Annotated in this window: 14 protein-coding genes; 4 read left to right on the top strand and 10 right to left on the bottom strand. The window is 73.6% G+C overall.

What is annotated here, in order from left to right; translation table 11 throughout:
• The first annotated feature begins 104 nt into the window (after window positions 1–104).
• The 4 genes from CELGI_RS17260 to CELGI_RS03075 are packed head-to-tail and all read left to right on the top strand — an operon-like array spanning window position 105 to window position 6,014.
• Window positions 105–1,925, top strand: coding sequence for an LPS biosynthesis protein (locus CELGI_RS17260; RefSeq protein ID WP_013882652.1), 1,821 nt, complete (start codon window positions 105–107; stop codon window positions 1,923–1,925).
• A complete protein-coding gene (locus CELGI_RS03085; RefSeq protein WP_013882651.1) occupies window positions 1,922–3,532 on the top strand; it encodes an MATE family efflux transporter in 1,611 nt (536 codons plus the stop codon). Before CELGI_RS17260 ends, CELGI_RS03085 begins: the two co-directional genes overlap by 4 nt.
• Window positions 3,529–4,896, top strand: a complete 1,368-nt coding sequence (locus CELGI_RS03080) for a Gfo/Idh/MocA family oxidoreductase (protein ID WP_013882650.1) — start codon at window positions 3,529–3,531, stop codon at window positions 4,894–4,896. The genes CELGI_RS03085 and CELGI_RS03080 overlap by 4 nt, the downstream gene beginning before the upstream one ends.
• Complete coding sequence (locus CELGI_RS03075; protein ID WP_013882649.1) at window positions 4,893–6,014, top strand: CDP-glycerol glycerophosphotransferase family protein; 1,122 nt, start codon at window positions 4,893–4,895, stop codon at window positions 6,012–6,014. The genes CELGI_RS03080 and CELGI_RS03075 overlap by 4 nt, the downstream gene beginning before the upstream one ends.
• Here CELGI_RS03075 and CELGI_RS03070 read toward each other — a convergent pair.
• The 10 genes from CELGI_RS03070 to glmU form a co-directional block, all read right to left on the bottom strand.
• Complete coding sequence (locus CELGI_RS03070) at window positions 5,977–6,846, bottom strand: sulfotransferase family protein (RefSeq protein WP_013882648.1); 870 nt, start codon at window positions 6,844–6,846, stop codon at window positions 5,977–5,979. The genes CELGI_RS03075 and CELGI_RS03070 overlap by 38 nt on opposite strands.
• Window positions 6,843–8,054, bottom strand: a complete 1,212-nt coding sequence (locus tag CELGI_RS03065; protein WP_013882647.1) for a hypothetical protein — start codon at window positions 8,052–8,054, stop codon at window positions 6,843–6,845. Before CELGI_RS03065 ends, CELGI_RS03070 begins: the two co-directional genes overlap by 4 nt.
• Window positions 8,055–8,147: 93 nt before the next feature.
• A complete protein-coding gene (locus tag CELGI_RS03060) occupies window positions 8,148–9,599 on the bottom strand; it encodes a glycoside hydrolase family 26 protein (RefSeq protein ID WP_013882646.1) in 1,452 nt (483 codons plus the stop codon).
• A 194-nt stretch (window positions 9,600–9,793) separates the two neighbouring features.
• Complete coding sequence (locus tag CELGI_RS03055) at window positions 9,794–11,320, bottom strand: glycoside hydrolase family 26 protein (protein ID WP_013882645.1); 1,527 nt, start codon at window positions 11,318–11,320, stop codon at window positions 9,794–9,796.
• Between the two features lie 324 nt (window positions 11,321–11,644).
• Window positions 11,645–13,390 (bottom strand): glycoside hydrolase family 26 protein, encoded by a 1,746-nt coding sequence (locus CELGI_RS03050; RefSeq protein ID WP_013882644.1) that lies wholly within the window; start codon window positions 13,388–13,390, stop codon window positions 11,645–11,647.
• Between the two features lie 149 nt (window positions 13,391–13,539).
• Window positions 13,540–15,072 (bottom strand): sugar transferase, encoded by a 1,533-nt coding sequence (locus tag CELGI_RS03045; RefSeq protein ID WP_013882643.1) that lies wholly within the window; start codon window positions 15,070–15,072, stop codon window positions 13,540–13,542.
• Window positions 15,073–15,239: 167 nt separating this feature from the next.
• Window positions 15,240–15,860 carry an aminoacyl-tRNA hydrolase gene (pth, locus tag CELGI_RS03040; protein WP_013882642.1) on the bottom strand — a complete coding sequence of 207 codons (621 nt, stop codon included), beginning with the start codon at window positions 15,858–15,860 and terminating at the stop codon, window positions 15,240–15,242.
• Window positions 15,861–15,990: 130 nt separating this feature from the next.
• Complete coding sequence (locus CELGI_RS03035) at window positions 15,991–16,572, bottom strand: 50S ribosomal protein L25/general stress protein Ctc (protein ID WP_013882641.1); 582 nt, start codon at window positions 16,570–16,572, stop codon at window positions 15,991–15,993.
• Between the two features lie 288 nt (window positions 16,573–16,860).
• A complete protein-coding gene (locus CELGI_RS03030; RefSeq protein ID WP_013882640.1) occupies window positions 16,861–17,847 on the bottom strand; it encodes a ribose-phosphate diphosphokinase in 987 nt (328 codons plus the stop codon).
• Window positions 17,847–19,547 carry a bifunctional UDP-N-acetylglucosamine diphosphorylase/glucosamine-1-phosphate N-acetyltransferase GlmU gene (gene glmU, locus CELGI_RS03025; protein ID WP_013882639.1) on the bottom strand — a complete coding sequence of 567 codons (1,701 nt, stop codon included), beginning with the start codon at window positions 19,545–19,547 and terminating at the stop codon, window positions 17,847–17,849. The genes CELGI_RS03030 and glmU overlap by 1 nt, the downstream gene beginning before the upstream one ends.
• Window positions 19,548–19,606 lie beyond the last annotated feature (59 nt).

The raw sequence follows: 19,606 nt of genomic DNA, 5'->3' as shown, positions 1-19,606 counted from the left end.
GCCGTTGGTGTGAATACGGGGTGAATTGGACATCGGGACGGCCTCGTCCGGGTGTCGCCCACCTATCATGAATGGACCAAAGCGGACATACCGGAAGGAACGGCGTGACCTCGAGCCCGTCCCGTGGCGGACGTCGGCCCGCCTCGACGCGGGCTGCGCTGGTCCGTCGCGCCGCGCTCCCCGCGCTGCTGCTCGCGGGCCTGGGCGCGGGTGCCGGCGTGGTCGCCGCCTCGCAGGTGCCGCAGTCGTACACCGCCGAGGCCACGGTGCTGCTCAACCCGCTCGACGGCAACCCGTTCCACCCGGGTGGTTCGGGCGAGGACCTGATCAACCTGACGACCGAGGCGGAGATCGTCCGCTCCGACGCGGTCGCGCGGCTCGCCGCGACGGACGCGGGCTCCACCGACCCGGGTGCGCTGCTGACCGGCCTCGGGGTCGAGGTGCTGCCGAACACGCAGATCCTCGACATCACGGTCACGGCACGCAACGGCGAGAACGCGGTGCGCCGCGCGCAGGCGTTCGCGGACGCGTACCTCGACTACCGGATCCAGCGCGCGACGAAGTCGACGGACGTCGAGCGCACGCAGCTGCAGGCGGAGATCACCGAGCGCAACTCCCAGCTCGAGGAGCTGTCCGCGCAGTACGCGGCCGCCGTGGACGACCCGCCCAAGGCCGCGCTGATCAGCGCCCAGATCCAGACGACCACGACGCAGCTCGCGCAGCTCAACGCGCGTCTGGTGGACGCGACCTCCTCGACGCTCGACCCCGGCCAGGTGGTGACCATCGCGGCGCTGCAGCCCGAGGGGCCGCTCTCGATGAGCCGGCTGCTCCCCCTGGTGGGCGCCGCGGGCGGGGTGGCCCTGGCCGTCGCGGGCGCATGGCTGTACGGGCGGCGCAACCGGGCCGTGAAGCGGTGGTCGGAGGCCGACGAGCTGCTGCCGGTGGTCGCGTCCGTCGGAGCGACCGGGTCGGTGGACCCGTGGGCGCAGCCCGTCAGCGACGACTACCGCACGCTGCGCGCCCAGCTCCCCAGCCTGCTGGGTGACGCACGTCCGGTGCTCGCGGTGCTGACGTCGAGCCCGCACGCCGCGGCCGAGGTCGCCCCGCTCGCGCTCGCGACGGGCGCTGCGGGCATGCGCACCGTGGTGGTGGACCTCACCGACGAGCTGCCGCCGAGCGACCGTCCGCGCGGCGAGGGCCTCGCAGGGCTCCTGGTCTCCACCGCACCGACCCGCACGGCCCTGGTCACGGCCGCGCCGCGCGTGCGCGTCCTGCCCCCGGGCGTCGCGCTCGCACGCGTCGCGGACCTGGTCGCGGGTGCGGGCTTCGGCTCGGTGCTCGCCGACCTGCTGCACGAGGCCGACCTGGTGATCGTCGCGGCCCGCCTGCACGGCGGGGTCGCGGATGCCGCCGTGCTGCAGCACGTGAGTGCGGCGCTCGTCGAGGTCCGGCTGGGCGCCACCCGCACGGGCGACGTCGAGCAGATGCTCGAGGCCGTCCGGTCCGCGGGCGTCGAGCGGTCCGCGGCGCTCGTCGTGACGCCCGCGCCGCGGCGCCCCGGGCACCCGGCGCACGCGGTGTGGAAGAAGCGCCGCCCGGCCGACGACACGGACCCGGTCGCGGCCGCCGTCGAGCTCGCCGCGCGGGGACCGCGCACCGCCTCCTCGGCTCCCCGGACGTCGGTGGCCGTCTCGCTCGTGCCCCACCAGGGCGGACCCGCGGCCGGTGGCGACGCGCCGCAGCCGCTCGACCCGCCCGTGCCGTTCGCCCCGGTCTTCCCGCTGCGGACCGGTGCCGGCGGCCCGGCCCCCGAGGCGTCCGACGGCGCGGGCGACGACGCGCACGAGAGCGACGGCACCGAGCCCGCCACCGAGCGCCACGACGAGCACGCGAGCGGCGACGGGGTCGTCGAGGCGCACCGGTGAGCGCCGCCCCGGCCGACGCCGAGGCGGTCGGTCAGCACACGCACCAGCTGCGGCACGTCGCACGGGGCGGCGCGATCAACCTGGTGGGCGCCGCGGTCGCGTCGCTGGGCGGCTTCGCGCTGGTCGCGCTCGTCGCGGCCCAGTTCGACGCGCACGTCGCGGGGCAGTACTTCTCGTTGACGTCGGTGTTCCTCATCCTGCTGGCGGTCAGCGCGCTCGGCACCGACACGGGGTTGGCGCGATTCGTCCCCCGGTACGGCGCCGAGGGCCGGCCCGAGGCGATCGCCGCGACCATCCGCGTCGCGCGGGTCCCCGTCCTGTGGGCGAGCCTCGCGGTCGCGGTCGTCGTCACCGCCACCGCGGACGTGCTCGCGCCCGCGCTCGGGCTCGACGGTTCCCGGGGCGCCACGGCGCTGCGGCTGGTCGCGCTGCTCGCGCCGGTCGCGACGCTGAGCGACTTCGTGCTCGCGGCCACGCGCGGCTTCGGCCAGATGCGTCCCACGGTGGTGGCGGACCGGATCGCGCGCACGCTCCTGCAGCCGCTCGGCGCGGTCGCGGTCGCCGTGCTCGCGGGCGGCCTCGTCGCGCTCGCGTGGTCCTGGGCGCTGCCGTACGCGGTCAGCGGCGCGCTGGGCACGCTCGCCCTGGTGCGTGTGCTCCGGCACCGCGACGTGCCGCGTCACGTCGACCCCGCGGTGCTGACCGAGGTGCGCCGGGAGTTCTGGGCGTTCACGTGGCCGCGCAGCATCTCGCGCGTGTGCCAGATCGCGCTGCAGCGCGTCGACATCGTGGTGGTCGCCGCGCTCCTGTCGCCCACGCACGCCGCCGCGTACACGGTCGCCACCCGGTTCGTGCCCGTCGGGCAGATCGGCGGCGCCGCCATCCAGCAGGCGTTGCAGCCCCGCATCGCCCACATGCTCGCGCTGCACCAGCATGACGACGCCGAACGCGTGTTCCGCACCGCGACCGCGTGGAGCGTGCTGACGACGTGGCCCGTGTACTGCGGCGTGGCGGTCGCGAGCGCGGTGTACCTGTCGATCTTCGGCGACGAGTACGTGACCACGCAGGCCGTCACCACGGTGGTGGTGATGGCCGTGGCGATGATGGGCGCGGTGGCGGCGGGGGCGCTGGACACCATGCTGCTCATGGCGGGCCGGAGCACCACGAGCCTGGTCAACGCGGGTTCGGCGCTCGTCGTGGACGTGGTGCTGTGCCTGGTGCTGGTGCCCGTGTGGGGCATCACGGGTGCCGCGGCCGCATGGGCCGCGTCGGTGGCGCTGCGCAACGCGCTCGGCTTCGTCCAGGTGCGGCGTGCCCTGGGAATGACGCCGGGCAGCGCACAGCTCCTGCGCGCCGCCGCTGCCAACGTCGCGTGCTTCGTGGTGCCGGGCCTCGTCGCGGTGCTCGTGGGCGCGCACGCGCTCGTGCTGCTGGGCGTGCTCGCGCTCGGCGGCGTCACCTACCTGCTCGTGCTGCGCCGCTGGCGCCGTGAGCTCTCGCTCGATCTGGTCCTGCACGCGCTGCGCCGGCGGCCCGCCGTCACCGCAGCGGACACCGTGGCCGACGCACCCGAGGTCGCCACCGCATCATCCGGGAGGAAGCCGTGACCAGGGTCATCACCTACGGCACGTTCGACCTGTTCCACGAGGGCCACCGCCGCATCCTCGAGCGCGCGCGCGAGCACGGGGACCACCTCACGGTGGGCGTCACCACCGAGCAGTACGACGAGCAGCGCGGCAAGCTCAACGTGCGCCAGTCGCTCATGACGCGGATCGAGAACGTGCGGGCCAGCGGCCTGGCGGACGAGATCATCATCGAGGAGCGCGACGGGCAGAAGATCACCGACATCCAGAAGCACGGGATCGACGTGTTCGTGATCGGCTCGGACTGGACGGGCAAGTTCGACTACCTCGGCTCGTACTGCCGGGTGGTCTACCTGGACCGCACGGCGGGCGTCTCGTCCACCGAGCTGCGCGCCGCCGACGGCGGCATCCTGCGCCTGGGGATCGTCGGCGCGGGCCGCATCGCCCGCAGGTTCGTCCCCGAGTCCAAGTACGTCTCGGGCGTCGAGGCGGTCGGGGTGTGCACGCCGCACCGCTCGTCGGCCGAGGCGTTCGCGGCCGCGCACGAGCTGTCGTTCGCGACCACCAGCTACGACGACCTGCTGGACCGGGTCGACGCGGTCTACATCGCGAGCCCGCACGACGCGCACGTGCCGCAGACCCGGGCCGCGCTGGCCGCGGGCAAGCATGTGCTGTGCGAGAAGCCGATCGCGCTGACCGGTGCCGACGCCGAGCAGCTCTACGCGCTCGCGGCCGATCGCGGCGTGGTGCTGCTCGAGGCCATCAAGACCGCGTACTCGCCGGGGTTCGTGCAGATGGTGGCGCTGGCGCGCAGCGGGAGCATCGGGGAGATCCGCTCGGTGCAGGCCACGTTCACCAAGCTGGTCGAGGGCAACCCCCGCGAGCGCCACGCCGACGGGGGCAGCACGCGCGAGCTCGCGAGCTACCCGTTGCTGGCCATCGCCAAGCTGCTCGGCACCGACGTGCGGGACGTGCAGCGCGACGCGCTCACGCTGCCCGGCAGCGAGATCGACGACTACGCGCGCCTCACGCTGCGCTACGACGGCGCGATCGGCACCGCAGTGGTCGGGCTCGGCGTCAAGGCCGAGGGCGACCTGGTCGCGGCCGGCACGGCGGGCTACCTGTACGTGCCGGCGCCGTGGTGGAAGGCCGAGGCGTTCGAGCTGCGGTTCGAGGACCCGTCGCGCAACCGTCGGTACACGTCGCGGTTCGACGGCGAGGGCCTGCGGTACGAGCTCGCGGAGTTCCTGTCCCTCATCACGCACGGCCGCACGTCGAGCTACAAGCTGTCCGCCGCGGACAGCACGTTCATCGCCTCGACGCTCGAGCAGGCGCTCGCACAGCCCCCGCTCGGCGCGGCCCCGGCCCCCGTCGCGGCGATCGCGTGATCCGGCGGGCGTTCTTCGAGAGCTGGCGCGGACGGTACGCGGACAGCCCGCGCGCGATCTCCGAGCTGCTCGCGGAGCGGCACCCGGACGTGCGCCAGTACTGGGTGGCCGCGCCCGGGACGCCGCTGCCCGCGGGCGTGGTGGGCGTGCGTCGGCACTCGCCCGAGTACTTCGCCCGGCTGCTCACCGCGGACCTGGTGGTGGCGAACGACATCATCTCCCAGCACCGCATCAAGGGCCCGCGCGCCACCTACCTGCAGACGTGGCACGGCACGGCGCTCAAGACCATCGGTCACGACGAGGCGTTCGCGACGTACTCGGGTGCCGCGGCGCACCGCGCGCGCATGGTCCGGGACGTGGCCAAGTGGGACCTCCTGCTGTCGCCCGCACCCGAGGCGACGCGCGTGTTCCGGGGCGCGTTCGGCTTCGACGGGACCGTGCTCGAGACCGGCTACCCGCGCAACGACGTGCTGCTGTCCGACCGCGCGCCGGAGGTCCGCGCGCGTGTGCGCGCCGAGCTCGGGATCGCCGACGGCCGGCGCGCGGTGCTCTACGCCCCGACGTGGCGCGACGACTCCAAGGATGCCGACGGGCGGTTCGTCGACCCGGGTGCGCTGGACCTGGCGCGGCTGCGCGCCCGCCTGGGCGACGACGTCGTGGTCCTGCTGCGCCTGCACACGCACGTCGCGCCCGACGAGCGCCGGGTGCTGCCGGGGTTCGTGGTCGACGTCAGCCGGTACCCGGAGATCGCCGACCTGTACCTCGCGTCCGACGTGCTGGTCTCCGACTACTCGTCGGCGATCTTCGACTACGTGGTCACGGGCAAGCCCGTGGTGCTGTTCGCCTACGACCTGGACGCCTACCGCGACGCGGTCCGCGGCATGTACTACGACTACGACGAGTGGGCGCCCGGACCCGTTACGCGGACCACCGACGAGCTCGCGGACGTGCTCGCGGTGATCGACGACGTGCACGCACGTGCGCTGCCCCGGTACGCGGCGTTCGTGGAGCGGTTCGCCCCGCACGAGGACGGCCGGGCGACGCAGCGCGTGCTCGACGCGCTCACGGAGCGCGGGCTGCTCAGCGCCAGCTCGGTGCGCGACCGGTCAGCCGGCTGAGCTCGTCGTCGTACGGCGCGAAGTGGTCCATGAGCTCGGCGCGCAGCACGGGGTCGAGCGGGTCCCGGGCGCGCGCGTTCCACTGCTCGACCGACGCGGGCGTCCACACCGGCAGCCCCACCGCACGCTGCAGGTCGGCGAACACCTCCTGCGGCGCCGCGAAGAACGCGTCGGCGTCGACCACGTGCACGCGGTCCGGGCCGAGCGCGGCGTGCATGCGCGCGACCTGCTCGCTGTACCGGCTGCGGGCCAGGTACGCGTGGTGCCGGTGGTGCAGGCTCTCGTAGCGCGGGTCGGCGAGGATCTTGTCCACCTCACCCGCGAGGCGCTCGGGCTCGAGCTCGATCGCGCGCGCGAACTCCTCGGTCTCGAACCCGCGGGCCAGCTCGTGCCGGTGCGCGGAGTACGCACGGTCCACCGGGTTGCGGACCATGTAGACCACGTGCGCGTCCGGCAGGTCGGCCGCGAGCCGGTCGATCGCGAGCGGGTGGAACGAGTAGTAGCCGCTCGACTCGAACGTCACGTACGGCGTGCGTGACGGGCGGCGCAGCGGGAAGTGCGCGCGGTACCAGCGCGGTCCGCGGTGGTAGCTCAGGTCGAAGTAGCCGACCCCCTTGGACAGCGTCGCGCGCAGCACCGACGGGTGGTCGGAGAACAGCCGGAACAGCGTCGTGGTGCCGGCGCGCTGCGCGCCGACGATGACGATCGACGGCAGCAGGCGCAGGTCCGCGGTGGCCATGCCCCATGCGCGGACCACCGAGCGCGTGGCGCCCACGGCCGGTTCGGGCAGTGCCTGGCGGGCGCGGCCCACCAACGTCCGGGTCGAGCTCATGCGTGCCCCCTGGTGTGTGCGTGCAGGCCCGCCTCGCGTTCGAGGCAGTCGAGGAAGACGTCGGCGCGGGGCCGGATGGCCTCACCGCCCGCGTCGGCGGCGGCCGCCAGGTACCGCGCGGTGACGGCGACCAGGTAGGCGGCGCGGGCCAGGTCGTCCGACGACGAGCGTGCGAGCGCACCCGCGACCACGTCCACGCTCGCACCGCGCGCGCGGGTCGCCACGTTGACGGCGTGGTGCACCGCGTCGAGACCCGCCGGGACGCCGGAGGAGAACCGCTCCCAGTCCCACACGTGCAGGCGACCGCGGTGCGGGCACATGTTCCACGGCGTCCAGTCCCCGTGCCACGAGCCGATCGGCACGTCGCGGTCCGGGAGCCGGTCCTCGAGCGCGTCGAGCGCGGCGCGCAGCCGCGCTCCGGGTTCGCCCAGGCCCTCGGCCGCCGTGCGGGCCTGCGTCCACAGCGGCGCATCCACGAGCGGTGCGCGCTGCACGCCGAGCGACGCGAAGACCTCGTCCTGCGCGCGCCCGACGAGCCCGTCCCGCACGCGTGGCCACGGCGTGGTCGCGAGCGTCGAGACGACGAGCATCAGCGCGCCGTCCCACTCGCCGCAGTGCAGCACGCGCGGGATGCGCACCACGTCCCAGGTCGCATCCGCGATGCGCCGCAGCGCACGCTCCTCACCCGCGACGTGGTCACGCGCGACCGCGGTGTCCCCCACCTTGACGAACGCGAGCGAACGGCCCGCCCGGTCGAAGACCTCGAGCACGGGCTTGCGGTTGGCGCGTGCGGTGCCGATGCCGACGCTCACCACCACGGGCTCGCCCAGCACCTCCGCCAGGTGGCCGACCAGGCCGCCGCCGCGCGCCTCGAGCCCGTCGGGCAGCAGCCGCGCCCCCCCGAGCCGGAGACCGGTCGCGAGCGCGACCCGCGTGACCCGCTCCTTCGTCGTCAGGGCCGTGCTGTAGCGGCTGACCGCGCCGGCGGCCGCACGCGCGGGATGCGCCGGGACCAGCAGGCGGGCGCTCGCCGCACGCGGCACCGCGACGAGCCTCGTCGTCCCGGGCGTGGCCGCCGACCGCGGCGGGACGGCACGCGGCGCCGGATCGGCCCACAGTGCGGCCACGGTCTGCTGCAACGGCGTCAGCACCGCGCCGGCCGGGGACGACGACGCACCCGGGCGCTCGGCCCGGGTGCGTCGTGTCATGCGGTCAGGATAGCGGCGGGACCTGGTGGGAATCGGGTGAAAGGTCGCAGATCGGACATCCTCACCCGGTCGGCCCAGCGGCCGCCGCGCGCGTCAGCGCAGCTTCGGCGTCGTGTTCAGCACGGCGGCGAACAGGTCCGCCTTCTGCTGCGTGGTGATGACCCACGAGCCGGCCGAGTTGAGCGACGTGTTGAAGTACGCCATCGCGACGCCGCCGTACGTCTCCATCTGCTGGTACGTGCGGGCGAGCCACTGCGGGTCGTCCTGCGCGGCGCGGTCGGTGAAGCCGGTCTCGCCCAGGCCCCACGCGACGCCGTGCTTGAGGGAGAACGCCTGGAACTGCTGGAAGTAGCTCTTCGCCATGTCGGTCGTCTTGGTGCTCATGACGCCGTTCTTGACCACGCCGTACTGGTTGTAGACGTCGTAGCCGATGAGGTCGATCAGGCCGTCGCCGGGCCACAGGTTCTCGAGGCTGTACTGCGCGGCGCCGTACAGCTGGTGCCACCCGGTCAGGACGACGGTCATCGCAACGTTGTCCGAGCCGCCCCGCACCAGCGGCGCGAGGTGGCGCTGCATCGCGACCCACTGCGTGATGTCGCCGTCACCCTCGGGCTCGTGGTGGAACGCGAGCCACACCGGGCCCTCGAGCGCGTCGAGCTGCGCGACCAGGTCACGCGTCCACGCGTCGCCCTTGCCCGCGGCCATCTCCGACCAGCTGTAGGGCAGCTTGAAGCTGAGCCACGGCACGCGGCCGACCGCGAGGTCGCCCCGCGCGGTCTCGACGGCCTTGGCCACGGTGGTGCCGTTCCAGTAGGTGCGGCGGACACCCAGCGTGCCGTGCACCTGCTGCTCGAACGCGGCCGGGTCGGTGTTGCCGCCGACGGCCGCGCCGAACAGCACGCCGTCCTCGGGGATGCCGCGCTCGGAGTACAGGCTGCCGTTGGTGAGCGTGGGCCGCGGGTCCACGTGCGTCAGCGAGACGGCGTCGACGGTCAGCGTCGCGTTGGCCGGGGCCGTCAGCGAGAACACGTTGAGGTCGAGCGACGCACCGGCCTTGGCCGTGAAGTCGAGCTCCACGACCTGCCAGGCCGAGGTCGCGGAGAAGCTGGTCGCGTGCGTGGTGACGGCACCGCCCAGGACCTCGCGGATCCGCAGCTGGCCCGTGAGCGCCGCACCCGACGTCCGCACGGCGGCGGTCGCGTGGTACTGGCCGTCGGCGGGAACCGAGGTGACCGAGTTCGTCTGGTCGTTGAGCACGATGCTGCCGGTGGTCTTGGCGGCCCGGGTCAGCACCGCGGCACCCTTGCCCGCGTACGCGGTGGCCGTGGTCCAGGCGAGCTTCTGCTCGGTGGCGTTGTTGGTGCGCCAGCCGGTGACACCGGACTCGAACGTGCCGTTGACGACGAGCTCGGGCCCGAACGTCGTGGCACCGGCGGGGGCTGCGGCCAGGGCGCCGAGGCCGGCGACGAGCGCGCCGGCGGCGAGCGCCGCGGTCAGGGGTGCTCCGACGGTCCGGAGGCGGGGGGAACGCGTGATGGGGGACATGCGACATCCGTTTGCTGGTCGGGGGGCGGGACGACGCCGGGGGTGACGTCGGGTGTTCTCTTGAACTCGTATCGATTTGGGTCATCGGCGTGCGGGACGCGCGGGCCCCGAGGGGCCCGCCGGACCGGCGCCAGGCAGTGCGGTGCCGTCCGTCCGGCGCGGGGGTGCTCCGGACGGTTCAGCGGGGGTGCGCGTCAGCGCAGGGTGGGGGACGCCTTCAGCACGTCGGCGAACAGGTCGGTCTTGCTCGGGGTGGTGATCACCCAGGAGCCGATCGAGTTCAGGGGGGTGTTGAAGTACGCGATGGCGGAGCCGCCCCACGCCTTGGTCTGCTGGTAGGTGCGCTGGAGCCACTGCGGGTCGTCCTGCGCGGCCTTGTCGGTGAAGCCGGTCTCACCCAGGCCCCACTCGACGCCGTGCTTCTTGGCGAAGGCCGAGATCTGCGGGTAGTAGCTGTCCGCGAGATCCGTGCCCTTGGTGTTCGTCTTGCCGTCCTTGACGACGCCGTACTGGTTGTAGATGTCGAACCCGATGAGGTCGACGAGCCCGTCGCCGGGCCAGATGTTGTCCAGGCTGTACTGCGACTCGCCGTACAGCTGGTGCCAGCCGGTGACGACCATGGTCATCGCGACGTTGTCGGAGTTGCGGTGCACGAGCGGCGCGAGGTGGCGCTGCATCGAGACCCACTGCCGGATGTCGCCGTCGTTCTCGGGCTCGTGGTGGAACGCGACCCACACCGGGCCGTCCACCTCGTCGAGCTGCCGGATCAGGTCGACCGCCCAGGCGTCACCCTTGCCGTCGGCCATCTCGGCCCACGAGTACGGGAGCTTGTAGGACAGCCACGGGACGCGCCGGTTGGCGACGTCGTCGGCCGCGACGCGCACGCTGCTGTTCGAGTTCGACGCGCCCCAGTACGTGCGTCGCACGCCCAGGTTGCCGCCCAGTTGGCTCTCGAACGACGCGGGGTCGGTGTTGCTGCCCACGGCCGCGCCGAACAGGACGCCGCACTCCGGCAGGCCGCGCAGCGAGTAGGCGCAGTCGTTGGTGAGGCGGCCGCCCGTGGGCGTGGGGTCCGGGGTCGGGTCCGGCGTGGGGTCGGGCGTCGGGCCGGGCGTGGGCGTCGAGGTCGGCGCGTCCGTGCGGACCAGCGAGACCGCGTCGACGTAGAACGTCGCGCCGGGCTTGAGCTTCCACATGATGACGTTGACGTCGAGCGAGGCGCCCTTGGCAGCCGCGAAGTCGAGCGTCACCGTCTTCCAGGCCGTGCCCTTGAGGCTGACGGAGGTCTTGTGCGCGGTGACCGACGCGCCGGCGACCTCACGCACGCGGAGCTGGCCGGACATGGACTGGCCCGCGCTGCGCACGGAGACGGTCGCGCGGTAGCGCCCGCTCGTCGGCACCGAGATCACGGTGTTCGGCTTGTCGTTGAGCACCACGTTGCCCGTGCTCGACCCCGTGCGGGAGAGCTTCGCGGACGCGGTGCCCTTCGCGCTCACCGCGGGCGAGCGCCACAGCGACTGCGTGGTGCGCGAGTTGGTGCGCCAGCCCGTCAGGCTCTTCTCGAACGAGCCGTTGGCGACGAGCTCACCCGACGCCGCGGGTGCGGCGCCCGCGGCGGCGGCGGAGCCACCGGTGAGCGTCGCCACGAGGAGGCCCGCACTCAGCGCGGAGGCCAGCAGGACGGTGGAGCGTCGCGCCGTGCGGGAGGTGTCGTTCGCCATGCCAGATCCATCGGTCAGGGGACGGCCCGACTGAAGGGACTGTTCACTCTCGGGTCCGACGTATCCGTCAAACCGGCGGGCGCAATCGTCATCAGATCGTGACCAAAGGGACGCCGGACGTTAACCCGATGGGGTGATTGCGGCCAAAACGATCCATGGGATATAGGCCCCCGAACAGGGCAGATAGCCGCCGGCGCCGGCGCCGTCTCCGCTGGTCACGGGCGACCCGCCCATGTGACGGGAATCACATGGGCCGATGCGGCCGGGGACGTATCAGAGAGCCCTCTCCGAGCGGTCTGGTCTCACGATGCGGACGAGACGGCCTCAGGACAGCGCCGGCGCCTTGCGCAGGACCGCCCCGAACGCCGCCGACTTCGCGCCCTCCAGCCGCCACGAGCCCTGCGAGTTCAGCGTCGTGTCGAAGTACGCCATCGCGACGCCGCCGAACGCCTTCGTCTGCTCGTAGGAGCGCGCGAGCCAGGCGAGGTCCACGGCGGCGGCCTCGTCGGTGTAGCCGGTCTCCGCGATGCCCCACGCGACGTCGTGCTTGCGCGCGAACGCCGAGATCTGCGGGTAGTACGACTCCGCGAGGTCGGTGGCGCGCGTCGTCGTGACCCCGTCCCGCACCAGGCCGTAGGCGTTGTAGATGTCGAACCCGATCAGGTCCACCAGACCGTCGCCCGGCCAGATGCTCTCCAGGCTGTAGGCGGGGTCGCCGTACAGCTGGTGCCACCCCGTGACGACCAGGGAGAACGCGACGTTGTCGGCCATCCCCCGCACGATCGGCGACAGGTGCCGCTGCATGGCGACCCACTGCGTGATGTCGCCGTCGTTCTCGGGCTCGTGGTGGAACGCGAGCCACACGGGCCCGTCGAGCGCATCGAGCTCCGCCACGAGCTCACGCGCCCACGCGTCACCCCGGCCCGCCGCCATGTCCGCCCAGGAGTACGGCAGCTTGAAGCTGATCCACGGCAGCCGGCCCGCCGCGAGGTCCGTCCGCGCGGTGGCCACCGCCGAGTCGATCTGCGTCGGCCCCCAGTACGTGCGCCGCACCCCCAGCTGCGCACCCCAGCCCCGCTCGTGCGCGCTCGGGTCGGTGTTGCTGCCCACCGCCGCGCCGAACAGCACACCGCACTCGGGGATGCCCCGCGTCGAGTAGGCGCAGCCGTTCGTCAGCCGACCGTCGGGCTGCGGCCCCGACGTCGGGGGCGGGCTCGTCGGGGGCGGGGTCGTGGGCGGCGGGCTCGTCGGTGCCGGCGGAGGGCCGACCGTCGGGCGCGGGCGCGGGGTGGCGCGCGGCGTCGTGGTCGGCGTCGGGGTCGCACTGGGTGGTGGCGCGGTGGTGGTCGTGGGCACGACCTGGGTCGGCACCGGTCCGGGCCCGCTCGCGTCGGTCGTCGTCGGGGCGGTCGGGGCGGGCGTGCCGGGCGTCGCGCCCGGCGGCGGCTCCACCGGGACGGGACGTCCCTGGTCGTCGACCTCGACGAGCGACACCGAGTCGACGTCCAGGCCGCTGCCGCGCGCGACCTTCCAGGCGAGCACGTTGAGGTCGAGCGACGCTCCCCCACGCACCTCGATGTCCAGCCGGACCACGTGCCACTCGTCGTCGGTGAGGTGGAACGAGGTGCCGGACGTGCGGACGCCCGACGCGGTCACCTCCCGGATGCGGAGCTGACCGGACATGCGCGGACCGCCGGCGCGCACCGCGACCGCCGCGCGGAACCGCTGGCCGCGCTCCGTGCCGACGACGGTGTTGCGCGCGTCGTTCAGGACCACGGTGCCCGTGCCCGTGCCGCGCGTGAGCCGCGCCGCCGCCTCGGCCGCGAACGCGTCGTCGTCGAGCCCGAGCTGCTGACGCTCCGCGTCGTTCGTGCGCCAGCCGCGCGTCCCGTCCTCGAAACCGCCGTTGACCACGAGCTCGGCGGCGCCCCACGGGTCGGCAGGCGCGGCGTCCTGGGCCTGCGCGCTGAGAACCGTCGTCGAGACCACGACGGCGAACGAGCCGACCACCGAGACCAGTGCCAGGCGCCTGCGACGTGTCGGATCGGTGTCCCGCACGTGCCGGCCCATGTCTGGCCCCGTCCGTCTCGACGAGCCGGGAGCGGCATCCGTCGCGGCCCGGCCTGGTTGACGCAGGACGTTAGCCCGTTCGGCCTAACGGGCGCCAGAGGGTGCGAGCACCCTGGACCCCGCCGCGGGGCCGGTCGAGCGCACCCGGGTCAGTACGCGCCGGAGCCGCGGAGCACCGCGCGGCCCGTCTTCCACAGGATCAGCAGGTCCATGGTCACCGACCAGTTGTCGACGTAGCGCAGGTCCAGCCGGACCGACTCGTCCCAGCTGAGGTCCGCGCGCCCGCTGACCTGCCACAGGCCCGTCAGGCCCGGCTTGACGCGCAGGCGGCGGTGCACCTGGTCCTCGTACGCCTCCACCTCACTGACCAGCGGCGGGCGCGGGCCGACCAGGCTCATGTCGCCGCGCACGACGTTCCACAGCTGCGGCAGCTCGTCGATCGAGAACCGGCGCAGCACCTTGCCCACGGGGGTGACGCGCGGGTCGTCGTGCATCTTGAACATGACGCCGTCGCGGTCGCTGTGCGCCGCGAGCTCGGCGCGCCGGGCATCCGCGTCGGCGTACATCGTGCGCAGCTTCCACATGGTGAAGCGTCGGCCGTCGACCCCCACACGCGTCTGCTGGTAGAACGCACCACCGGGCGACGTCAGGCGCACCGCCAGCGCGGCGGCCCCGATCACGGGCGAGGCCAGCACCAGCAGCACCGCGGTGAGCGTCGCGTCCAGGACGGACTTGGCCACGAGCCGCGGCCGCGGGCTGTCCACCTCGACCTCGAGCAGCGAGAGCCCCGCGGTGGGCCGCACCGTCAGGCGCGGGGCCGCGACCTCGACGAGGTCCGGCACCACGACCATGTGCGCGCCCACGCGGCCCAGCGCCCAGGACAGCCGACGCAGCGCCGGCCCGGACACGCTGGTGCCCGCAACGATCACGACCTCCGCGGCGCGGTCCGCCGCGACCTGCACGACATCCGCGACGCCGCCCAGCACCGGGACGCCACCGACGTGGTCGGTGCTGTCGACCGCGGGCGAGCACACGCCCTCGATGCGGTAGCCGTGGTGCGGCGCGCCGCCCAGGTCCGCGATGAGGCGGCCGACGGGCCCCTCGTCGCCCACGACGAGCGTGCTCATCATCGCCTCGCCGCGCCGGCGCCGGCGGTGCAGCGCGCGCCGACGGTGGTGGCGCAGGCCCGCGGCGCCGAGCGCCAGCACCGGCACGCCCACGAGCACCGCGGTGCGCGGCACCGCGACCTCGGCGACGAAGCCCAGGACCATGAGCAGCACGGCGGCGGCGATCGACGCACGGCCCACCGACTGGAACTCGACGGGTCCGTCACCGAGCGAGGCCGCGCGGTAGCCCTTGAACGAGGCCACGAGACCCACGAACACCGCGGCCGAGGCGGCGGACCAGCCGGCGGTCGCCACCGGTGTGGCGCCGGACGCCAGCAGGACACCGGCGGCGACCACGGCGGTCATCGACAGGTCTGCGGCGGCGGTCACGCTCGCGTAGCGGTGGCCCGAGACGCGCCAGCTGAGCGACTCGTGCTCGGCGCTCGAGTTGAAGCGCGTGCGGCGTGCGACGAACGGCTGCGCGGATGCCCACGAGCGGCGGGGCTCGATGGCCCGACCCCGGCGCTCCCGGCGCTCGAAGTAGGGCGCCGAGGCGTGATCCGCAGTCAGCGTCATCGGTTACCCCTCCTGGTCGGAATGCCTATGGACACAGGGGAGGCTAGTCGCCCGACTGATACCTATCAGTACCTTTCGCCCGTTTTCACCCGCTTTCGACCAACGGGGTCCCTCGCGCGAGTGAACGGGCCACGAACACCCGGGTGAAACCGCGGGTGAGGTACGTCTCAGGGCTTGGTGTGGAACCGCTGCTGCGCGGTCTCGAGGCCGTCCACGACGACCGCCTCGACCGCGTCCGCGGCGTGGTCGAGCAGCCAGGGCAGGTCCCCGAGCTCCTGCTTGGCGAAGTCCTTGAGGACGAAGTCGGCGGGGTCCTGACGCCCCGGCGGACGCCCGATGCCGACCCGGACCCGCACGTAGTCCTTGGTGCCGAGCGCCTTCGTCGTGTCCCGCAGGCCGTTGTGGCCGCCCTCGCCACCGCCGCGCTTGAGGCGCACGTCCGCGAACGGGATGTCGAGCTCGTCGTGCACCAGCACCACACGCTCCGCCGGCACGTCGTAGTACCGCGCGAGCGCGGCCACCGGGCCGCCCGAGACGTTCATGTAGGTGGTCGGCTTGGCGAGCACCACGCGCGGTCCCGGCGCGCCGCCCGGCAGCACGCCCAGACGTGCCTCCGCCACGGCCGCCTGCGGCCGGCGGGACAGCAGGCCCGACGCGCGCGAGCCGAACGCGACGCCCGTGCGGCGCGCGAGCTCGTCCAGCACCATCTGGCCCACGTTGTGCCGGTTGCCGGCGTACTGGGCGCCCGGGTTGCCCAGGCCGACGACCAGCCACGGTCCGTCGGTCACGGCGTCCTCCTGGACTGGTCGGGGTGCGGGCGGGGGCGGGGCGCGGGGCCCCGCACGCGACGGCGCCCGGCACCGCTCGAGACGGTACCGGGCGACCGGCGCGCTGCGCAGGCGTGCGCCTGCGGTCGGCTCAGGCCTCGGCGGCCTCGTCGGTCTCGCCCAGGTCCTCGGCCGAGACCTGCGGGGCCGTGATCGTCACGACGATCGTCTCGGCGTCCGTGACGAGCGTCGAGCCCGTGGGCAGCGTGATGTCGCCCGCCTTGATGACGGAGCCGTCGGTCAGGCCGTCGATCTGCACGACGACCTGCTCGGGCAGGTGCGTGGCCTCGGCCTCGAGCGAGAGCGTCTGCGTCTCGACCACGTGGATCGTGCCGGAGAACGACTCGCCCTCGACGGTCACGGGGATCTCGACGGAGACCTTCTCGCCCTTCTTCACGATGAGCAGGTCGATGTGCTCGATGACGTTGCGGACCGGCTCGCGCTGGACGTCCTTGGCGAGTGCGAGCACCGGCTTGCCGTCGATCTGGATCTCGAAGAGCGCGTTGGCGTGCTTGACCGCGAGCATCGTCTCGTGGCCCGGGAGGGCGACGTGCACGGGCTCCGTGCCGTGCCCGTACAGGACGGCGGGGATCTGACCCGCGCGGCGCAGGCGGCGCGCGGCGCCCTTGCCGAACTCGGTGCGGGCGGTGGCGGCGAGCTTGACCTCGGACACGATGACTCCAGTGGTGCGGGCGCCCGGGGGCGCGACGATCGGTGATGGCGAACGTGAAGGCGGCACGAGGGCCGGGGTGGTCCGCGAGGGACGACGGGGGTGCGGCCTCGACGTGGGGCGCAGGACGGGCAGGCGCACGCACGGAGGCGCTCACCCTGTCGATCACGGACCTGACGGGCGGTGCTCCAAGAGTGCTGGACCGTCCGACGTCCCTCGCCGAGGCAACCTGAGGATCCTACAGGCTGCGGCCCCGCAGCCCGAATCGGTCAGCGCGTGCGCAGGCCCTCGTCAGGCGTTGCCGTCGAACAGGCTCGTCACCGAGCCGTCGTCGAAGACCTCGCGGATCGCGCGCGCGATCAGCGGCGCGATCGAGAGCACCGTGAGCTGCTCGAACCGCTTGTCGTCCTCGATCGGCAGCGTGTCGGTGATGACCACCTCACGCACGCCGCAGTGCTGCAGACGGTCCACGGCCGGGTCGGACAGGATGCCGTGCGTCGCGGCGACGATGACGTCCTTCGCCCCCGCCTCCTTGAGCACCCGCACGGCCTCCGCGATCGTGCCCGCGGTGTCGATCAGGTCGTCGACCAGGACGCACGAGCGGCCCTCGACGTCGCCGACGACGCGGTTGGCCACCGACTTGTTCGCCGAGCGGACGTCACGCGTCTTGTGCACGAACGCGAGCGGCCCGCCGCCCAGCTTCGCGGCCCACTGCTCGGCGACGCGGATGCGCCCCGCGTCGGGCGAGACGACGGTGACGTTGGTGGAGTCCACGCGCGTGCGGACGTAGTCGACCAGGATCGGCATGGCCCACAGGTGGTCCACGGGTCCGTCGAAGAAGCCCTGGATCTGCGCGGTGTGCAGGTCCACGGACATGATGCGGTCGGCGCCCGCCGTCTTGAACATGTCCGCGAGCAGGCGGGCCGAGATGGGCTCGCGGCCGCGGCTCTTCTTGTCCTGGCGCGCGTAGCCGTAGAACGGGGCGACCACCGTGATCGTCTTGGCCGACGCCCGCTTGAGCGCGTCGACCATGAGCAGCTGCTCCATGATCCACTTGTTGATCACCGGGGACGCGTGCGACTGCAGCACGAACGCGTCGCTCCCCCGCACCGACTCACCGAACCGCGTGTAGATCTCGCCGTTCGCGAAGTCGTAGGCGGTCGTCGGCACCAGCTCGATGCCCAGCTCGCTCGCCACGGACTCGGCGAGGTCGACGTGCGCCCGGCCGGAGACGACGACCAGTCGCTTCTCGCCGTCGGGGGAGACGATGCCGGTCATCACGCATCCTTCGTGTCGGTGCTGCGACCGGGCGTGGCGTCCGGCTCGGGAAGATGTGCCGGCTGGTCCGGCAGCGCGGGGGGCGGCGTCACGGGGACACCCTTGGCAGCGGTCGCGGCGCGCTCGAGCTCGGCGCGCGCCTGCGGGGACAGCTCGTGCCCGCCCTGGTGGCCCGCGCCGCTCGTCGTGCCCGACGCGCTCGTCGGACCCGTCACCGCGCGCGCGGCCTCGGCCGCGGGCGTGCCCGGACGCGACCGTGCGACCCAGCCCTCGATGTTGCGCTGCGCGCCCGCGCTCACGCCCAGGGCGCCCGCGGGGACGTCGCGGCGGATCACCGAGCCGGCACCCGTGTACGCGCCGTCGCCCACCGTGACCGGCGCGACGAACATGTTGTCCGCGCCCGTGCGGGCGTGCGAGCCGATCGTCGTGCGGTGCTTGTGCACGCCGTCGTAGTTGACCGTGACCGACGCGGCACCCACGTTGGAGTGCTCGCCGATCGTCGCGTCCCCGATGTAAGACAGGTGCGGGACCTTCGAGCCCTCGCCGATCTGCGCGTTCTTCGTCTCGACGAACGTGCCGATCTTGCCCTTGCGGCCCAGGACCGTGCCCGGCCGCAGGTAGGCGTACGGGCCGACGCTCGCCTTCTCCCCGATGACCGCGAGGCTCCCGTGCGTGCGCGTGACCGTCGCACGCGCACCCACCTCGACGTCCGTCAGCGTGGTGTCCGGGCCCACCGTCGCACCCTCGCGGACCACCGTCGCCCCGAGCAGCTGCGTGCCCGGCAGGATCGTCACGTCGCGCTCGAGCTCGACGTCCACGTCCACCCACGTGGTGGCCGGGTCGACCACCGTCACGCCCTCGCGCATCCAGTCCTCGAGCAGGCGACGGTTGAGCTCGGCGCGCAGCACCGCGAGCTGCACGCGGTCGTTGACACCCTCGACGACGAACGGGTCGTCGGTGCGCAGCGCGCGCACGTGCCCGCCGTCGCCGCGCGCGATCGCCAGCACGTCCGTCAGGTACACCTCGCCCTGCGCGTTGTCCCGGCCCAGCCGGCCGAGCGCGCCGCGCAGTACCGCCGCGTCGAACACGTAGATCGAGGAGTTGATCTCCCGGACCTCGCGCTGCTCCTCGGTCGCGTCCTTGTGCTCGACGATGCCCAGGACGTCACCCGTCCCCGGCTCGCGCAGGATGCGGCCGTAGCCCGTGGCGTCCTCGAGCTCGGTGGTCAGCACCGTGACCGCGTTGCCGTCCGCGTGGTGCGCCGCGAGCAGCTCGCCCAGCGTTCCCGCGTCGAGCAGCGGCACGTCCCCCGCGATCACGACGATCGCGCCCTCGAGCAGCACGCCCGACGCCGAGCCCGGCGCCCCCGGACCGTCGAGCGCGGCGACCGCACCCGCCTGCGCGGCGGCGTCCAACGCGCTCATCGCCACCTGGACCGCGCGGCCCGTGCCCGGGATCGCGTCCTGGTCGGCGATCAGCGCACCCGGCGCGACCTGCGCGACGTGCTCCGCGACCTTCTCGCGCTCGTGGCGGACCACCACGACGACGCGACCCGGCTCGAGCGCCTGGGCCGACGCCAGCGCGTGGCCCAGCATGCTGCGGCCGGCCAGGGTGTGCAGGACCTTGGGTGTCGCCGAGCGCATCCGCGTTCCTTCACCTGCGGCGAGGACGATGACGGCGGCTGGGCGGGGGGTCGTCACCTGTGGGTGCTCCTCGCGGATGTGCCCGAATGGGTCCGGGCGGCGGAACCGTGCGCGTC

Origin of the sequence: Cellulomonas gilvus ATCC 13127, assembly GCF_000218545.1 — a bacterium.
Lineage (GTDB): Bacteria > Actinomycetota > Actinomycetes > Actinomycetales > Cellulomonadaceae > Cellulomonas > Cellulomonas gilvus.
Note: the sequence above shows the minus strand (reverse complement) of the source record. Positions and strands in the feature narration are given on the sequence as shown.

Coding starts and splice junctions, on each gene's coding strand:
- CELGI_RS03030 (WP_013882640.1), bottom strand. CDS start 17,847: ATGACCGGCATCGTCTCCCCCGACGGCGAGAAGCGACTGGTCGTCGTC.
- CELGI_RS03065 (WP_013882647.1), bottom strand. CDS start 8,054: ATGACACGACGCACCCGGGCCGAGCGCCCGGGTGCGTCGTCGTCCCCG.
- CELGI_RS03060 (WP_013882646.1), bottom strand. CDS start 9,599: ATGTCCCCCATCACGCGTTCCCCCCGCCTCCGGACCGTCGGAGCACCC.
- CELGI_RS03045 (WP_013882643.1), bottom strand. CDS start 15,072: ATGACGCTGACTGCGGATCACGCCTCGGCGCCCTACTTCGAGCGCCGG.
- CELGI_RS03050 (WP_013882644.1), bottom strand. CDS start 13,390: ATGGGCCGGCACGTGCGGGACACCGATCCGACACGTCGCAGGCGCCTG.
- CELGI_RS03055 (WP_013882645.1), bottom strand. CDS start 11,320: ATGGCGAACGACACCTCCCGCACGGCGCGACGCTCCACCGTCCTGCTG.
- CELGI_RS03070 (WP_013882648.1), bottom strand. CDS start 6,846: ATGAGCTCGACCCGGACGTTGGTGGGCCGCGCCCGCCAGGCACTGCCC.